The organism is Candidatus Aminicenantes bacterium (genome assembly GCA_026393795.1).
GTDB lineage: Bacteria > Acidobacteriota > Aminicenantia > UBA2199 > UBA2199 > UBA2199.
In genome coordinates this window covers 1-3,146 of sequence record JAPKZL010000052.1, presented here as the reverse complement: position 1 = coordinate 3,146, position 3,146 = coordinate 1, and the positions used below count along the sequence as shown (strand labels likewise).

Annotated in this window: 7 protein-coding genes; all 7 read right to left on the bottom strand. The window is 57.7% G+C overall.

The window, feature by feature from the left end; all coding sequences use genetic code 11:
* The coding region (rpsS, locus tag NTW95_02465; GenBank protein ID MCX6556283.1) for a 30S ribosomal protein S19 at nucleotides 1-218 on the bottom strand (218 nt) is incomplete at its 3' end.
* Between the two features lie 4 nt (nucleotides 219-222).
* Nucleotides 223-1,047 carry a 50S ribosomal protein L2 gene (gene rplB / locus NTW95_02460; protein MCX6556282.1) on the bottom strand — a complete coding sequence of 275 codons (825 nt, stop codon included), beginning with the start codon at nucleotides 1,045-1,047 and terminating at the stop codon, nucleotides 223-225.
* Complete coding sequence (rplW, locus tag NTW95_02455; GenBank protein MCX6556281.1) at nucleotides 1,047-1,343, bottom strand: 50S ribosomal protein L23; 297 nt, start codon at nucleotides 1,341-1,343, stop codon at nucleotides 1,047-1,049. The genes rplB and rplW overlap by 1 nt, the downstream gene beginning before the upstream one ends.
* Nucleotides 1,340-1,960 carry a 50S ribosomal protein L4 gene (gene rplD / locus NTW95_02450; GenBank protein MCX6556280.1) on the bottom strand — a complete coding sequence of 207 codons (621 nt, stop codon included), beginning with the start codon at nucleotides 1,958-1,960 and terminating at the stop codon, nucleotides 1,340-1,342. The genes rplW and rplD overlap by 4 nt, the downstream gene beginning before the upstream one ends.
* A gap of 12 nt (nucleotides 1,961-1,972) precedes the next feature.
* Nucleotides 1,973-2,593 carry a 50S ribosomal protein L3 gene (gene rplC / locus NTW95_02445; GenBank protein MCX6556279.1) on the bottom strand — a complete coding sequence of 207 codons (621 nt, stop codon included), beginning with the start codon at nucleotides 2,591-2,593 and terminating at the stop codon, nucleotides 1,973-1,975.
* Nucleotides 2,594-2,609: 16 nt separating this feature from the next.
* Nucleotides 2,610-2,918, bottom strand: a complete 309-nt coding sequence (rpsJ, locus tag NTW95_02440) for a 30S ribosomal protein S10 (GenBank protein MCX6556278.1) — start codon at nucleotides 2,916-2,918, stop codon at nucleotides 2,610-2,612.
* Nucleotides 2,919-2,928: 10 nt separating this feature from the next.
* A partial coding sequence (tuf, locus tag NTW95_02435; GenBank protein ID MCX6556277.1) for an elongation factor Tu occupies nucleotides 2,929-3,146 on the bottom strand: 218 nt, incomplete at its 5' end.

The window sequence follows — 3,146 nt, the reverse complement described above, 5'->3', positions numbered from 1 at the left end:
TCGCCGAGTTTCAATCCCACCATGTTCTTGGTGATGTAAATCGGGATGAATTTCCTGCCGTTGTGGACCGCCATGGTCATGCCGACCATTTCCGGAATGACGGTGGAGCGCCGGTACCAGGTCTTGATGATCTCTTTTTTGCCGGAATTCCTGGTTTCAATGACTTTTTTAAGCAATTTTGCATCAATATAGACACCTTTTTTTAGTGATCGGCCCATTTATTTACCCTCTCCTTTTCACAATGAATTTCGTGGTGCGCATGTTGCGCCGGGTCTTGTAGCCCTTGGTCGGCTTGCCCCAGGGGGTGACCGGGTTGCGGCCGCCCTTGGTTTTGCCTTCGCCGCCGCCGTGGGGATGGTCGATCGGGTTCATGACCGTGCCGCGCACGTGCGGGCGCCAGCCCAGCCAGCGGTTGCGGCCGGCTTTCCCGATTTTTATGTTTGCCCGTTCGACGTTGCCCAGCTGGCCGATGGTCGCCCGGCAGTTGATGTGGATCTTGCGCAGTTCGCCCGACGGCATCTTCAGCAACGCGTATTCGCTTTCCTTGGCCATCAGCGTGGCGTAGGCGCCGGCCGTGCGCGCGATTTGCCCGCCCCGGCCCATGCTCATTTCCACGTTGTGGATGTTGGTGCCCACGGGAATATTCTTGATCAGCAGCGTGTTGCCGGGCAGTATTTCCGCTTCCCCCGCGGTGGAGATGACCGGATCGCCGACCTTGATGCCCAGCGGCGCCAGGATGTAGCGCCGGTCGCCATCCTGGTACTTGACCAGGGCGATGCGCGGCGTGCGGTTGGGATCGTATTCGATGGTCTCGATCATGCCGGGCACTTCCAGCTTGTTGCGGCGAAAATCGATGATGCGGTACTGGCGCTTGTGGCCGCCGCCGTGGTGGCGGACCGAGATGCGCCCCATGTTGTTGCGGCCGGCGTGCTTGGGCAGGGAGACCAGCAACCTGCGGTAGGGCTTGTCGGTGGTCAATTCCTCGAACGTATAGCCGGCGCGGCCGCGCAGTCCCGGCGTGACCGGGTTGAATGTTTTGATGCCCATCAGATCACCTCGATGTATTCAATCATTTTGGCGTCGGGGGTCAGCTTGACGTAAGCTTTTTTCCAGGCGGCACGGCGCCCGGTGTAGCGGCCATGGCGCTTTTCCTTGCCCTGGTAGTTTTGGATGCGCACCGATTCCACCTTGGTTTTGAACAGCTCCTCGACCGCTTTCTTGACCATGATCTTGTTGGCGGCGCGGTGGACCTTGAAGCACAACAGCCGCTGCTTGTCCTTCAACGCCGTCGTTTTCTCGGTCACCAACGGCGCCAGAATCATTTCCGCGTATTCCAGCTTCATTTGAGCACCTCCATCAGCTTTTTGATCCCGGCGACCGAAAGCATGATGTAATTGTAGTTCAGCGAATCATAAATGTTCATTTCGCCCACGTCGATGGCCTTGATGTGGGGGATGTTGCGCGTGGACAGCATCAGGTCCGAGTTGTCCTTGTTGTCGACGATCAGTAGCTTGTCGAAGGCGAACTTGCTCAGGGTCTTGAGCGCATCCTTGGTTTTTTTCGAACGGAGCTTCAGCTCGTCGAGAACCAGAAGGCGGTCATTCCTGACTTTTTCCGAAAGAACCGATTTGATGGCGTTGCGGCGCGCCTTCTTGGGCATGGCGTAGGAGTAGTCGCGCGGCTTGGGACCGAAGGTGGTGCCACCCTTGCGCCAGAGCGGGCTGCGGATGGCGCCCATCCTGGCCCGGCCCGTCCCTTTTTGCTTCCAGAGCTTCTTGCCGCTGCCGGAAACCTCAGCGCGGGTCTTGGTGCAGGCCGTACCCTGGCGCTGATTGGCATTGTAATTTTTTACCGCTTCGTAGATCAGATGCTCTTTCAAAGGGTAGTCAAAGATGGCTTCAGGAAGTTCCAACTCGCTCACTTCCTTATTCTGAATGTTTCGTACCTTGATCTTGACCATGATTGTTCTCCGTTAGAAGGAATTCTTCAAAATATAGAGGTAGTTGTTCTTGCAACCGGGAACGGCCCCCTTGACCAGAAGCAGATTCCTTTCCTTGTCCACCTTGACTACTTCCAAGCCCATGACGGTCTTGCTCTCGCCGCCCATGCGGCCGGGCATGCGCTTGCCCTTGATGACCTCGCCCGGGTAGGTGTTGCTGCCGGCCGAGCCGATGGCGCGGTGAAACATGGAACCGTGGCTCGAGCGGCCGCCGGCAAAGCCATAGCGCTTGACGACGCCCTGGAATCCTTTGCCCTTGGTCGTCCCCAGCACGCGGACGATCTCGCTTTCTGCGAAAATATCGGCCCCGACCGCATCGCCGACATTGATCTCGGTACCGTTCAGAAAAAACTCATGCAGCCTGCGCGTCGGCGGCACCTTGGCCTTGGCGAAATGCCCCTTCTGCGGTTTGCCGACGTTCTTGACCGGTTTATCCTCGACAAAACCCAGCTGGACCCTCGTTTTCTGGCCTTCGCCGGTCCGTTTTTGAACCACCACGCAAGCGGCCTTGATCATGGTCACGGGGATCACCCGACCGTCGTCGGTGAACACCTGCGTCATGCCCATTTTTTTGCCAATTATTCCCTGTATCATGGTTTCACCTTCTCATTTAGTTGGATTTGACCTCGACCTCGACGCCGGCGGGTAGATCCATTTTTTTCAATTCGGAAATCGTATCGTCGTTGTGTTCGCGGATCTCGATCAGCCGGGCATGGGAACGGCGTTCGAAATGCTCGCGCGATTTCTTGTCGGTATTCGGTGAACGGAGGACGCAGAAGCGCTCGATCTTGGTCGGCAGGGGGATGGGGCCGGTGACGATGGCGCCGGTCCGCTTGGCCTTGGCGACGATTTCCGCCGATGACTTGTCCAGCACCCGGTTGTCGAACGATTTTAACTTGATTCTGATCTTGGTTAACATGGCTCTCCTTTTACTCGATGATATCGGTCACGCTGCCGGCGCCGACGGTGCGGCCGCCTTCGCGGATGGCGAACTTCAGCCCTTTCTCCATGGCGATGGGCATGATCAGCTCGATCTCCAGGTTGGCGTTGTCCCCGGGCATGACCATCTCCACGCCCTCGGGGAGCTTTACCGACCCGGTTACGTCCGTGGTGCGGAAGAAAAACTGCGGCCGGTACCCGGTCACGA

What these genes read in the sequence shown, in the direction of transcription:
- rplB (MCX6556282.1), bottom strand. Translation starts at nt 1,047, where the DNA reads ATGGGCATCAAAACATTCAACCCGGTCACGCCGGGACTGCGCGGCCGC.
- rplW (MCX6556281.1), bottom strand. Translation starts at nt 1,343, where the DNA reads ATGAAGCTGGAATACGCGGAAATGATTCTGGCGCCGTTGGTGACCGAG.
- rplD (MCX6556280.1), bottom strand. Translation starts at nt 1,960, where the DNA reads ATGGTCAAGATCAAGGTACGAAACATTCAGAATAAGGAAGTGAGCGAG.
- rplC (MCX6556279.1), bottom strand. Translation starts at nt 2,593, where the DNA reads ATGATACAGGGAATAATTGGCAAAAAAATGGGCATGACGCAGGTGTTC.
- rpsJ (MCX6556278.1), bottom strand. Translation starts at nt 2,918, where the DNA reads ATGTTAACCAAGATCAGAATCAAGTTAAAATCGTTCGACAACCGGGTG.